The sequence below is a fragment of the Burkholderia sp. LK4 genome, assembly GCF_001043615.1.
Taxonomy (GTDB): Bacteria; Pseudomonadota; Gammaproteobacteria; order Burkholderiales; family Burkholderiaceae; genus Burkholderia; species Burkholderia cepacia.
Genome location: NZ_LDUL01000162.1, coordinates 1 through 1,095, shown reverse-complemented (window position 1 = coordinate 1,095; position 1,095 = coordinate 1). Strand labels below are relative to the sequence as shown.

Here is a 1,095-nt window from a genome sequence, read left to right as displayed (position 1 = left end):
GGCAAGCGGCAAGCGGCAAGCGGCGAAGGATCACGTCCCGAAGGCTCCGGAATCCAGTGCGCGGTGATTGACCAGCGGGCATGTCGACGTAGCACCGCCATCCACGTGAGGACGTTTCCACTGCTACCGCGCCGCGAATCGAGAGGTACCTCACCGGCAATCACGCGCTTTATGCGCATAAACCAACCGGCGTGCGACGCAACCGCCCCCCCTTTCCGGTCAGAAACGCCCATCGTATTGATCCGGCGTATGGCACCTCGATCCGTCATCCCGTGACAGAAAGAAAGCTGCTCACCTTTATGCGCATAAACAATCCAACGCAACGCCGTGAAGCACATCCCGAACAGCACTCCCCTCTCATGGCCTGTCGCACTGCCTCATCCATCTACTTCTGCGAAGCAGCGAATCCACTCGAGATCCCGCGATCCCGCGCCAACCTCCCCGCCCGGACACCCGATACAGACTGGCTACAATACGGGGCTCTACCCTCCAGGCTTGAACGATGATCACGATCTACCACAACCCCCGATGCTCGAAGTCGCGCGAGACGCTTGCTTTGATCGAGTCGCTGAATACCACCGGTGCGCCCCTGAATGTCGTCGAATACCTGAAGACGCCACCGACGGTAGAGGAGCTGGAAGCACTGCATCGGCAGCTTGGCCGCCCGGTTCGAGACATACTGCGCGACGGTGAGGAACCGTACAAGACGCTGAATCTGGCCCGCGCCGATCTGACCGACGCACAAGCCTACGCGGCGATTGCCGCTCATCCGATTTTGCTGCAGCGGCCCATCGTCGTTTATCGGGGCAAGGCCGCCATCGGCCGGCCGCCCGAATCGGTGCGGGCGCTGTTCGAATAATTCTTGCCCGCCGTATTTTTCTGATTGCATCGGGCCGGTGCAAACATCGGCATTCGAAGCCGACACGATCGCCGAACACCATGCGACCACCACCCGGGCGATCGCAGCCAGGCGAGCCGCCCCTAGCCTTCCCCGGACGACCCATCAGCGTCGTCCGGCCCCCGCCCCGCCGCCGCTTTCGCGGCCGTCCGCAGCAGCGCGATCTGACCGCGATAGGCCCTGCAGCCACTGCAGGT

Annotated in this window: 2 protein-coding genes and 1 pseudogene; 1 reads left to right on the top strand and 2 read right to left on the bottom strand. The window is 62.6% G+C overall.

What is annotated here, in order from left to right:
- Positions 1 to 350, bottom strand: a 350-nt coding sequence (locus tag VK92_RS43250) for a hypothetical protein (RefSeq protein WP_205630788.1), incomplete at its 3' end; no start/stop codon positions are given.
- A 152-nt stretch (positions 351 to 502) separates the two neighbouring features.
- Here VK92_RS43250 and arsC point away from each other — a divergent pair.
- A complete protein-coding gene (gene arsC / locus VK92_RS38560) occupies positions 503 to 859 on the top strand; it encodes an arsenate reductase (glutaredoxin) (protein ID WP_048023911.1) in 357 nt (118 codons plus the stop codon).
- Between the two features lie 122 nt (positions 860 to 981).
- Here arsC and VK92_RS43245 read toward each other — a convergent pair.
- Positions 982 to 1,095: pseudogene (locus tag VK92_RS43245) on the bottom strand (zf-HC2 domain-containing protein); the annotation flags it as partial.

Excerpts from the sequence above, each read along its gene's own strand:
- arsC (WP_048023911.1), top strand. The coding sequence starts at position 503 with ATGATCACGATCTACCACAACCCCCGATGCTCGAAGTCGCGCGAGACG.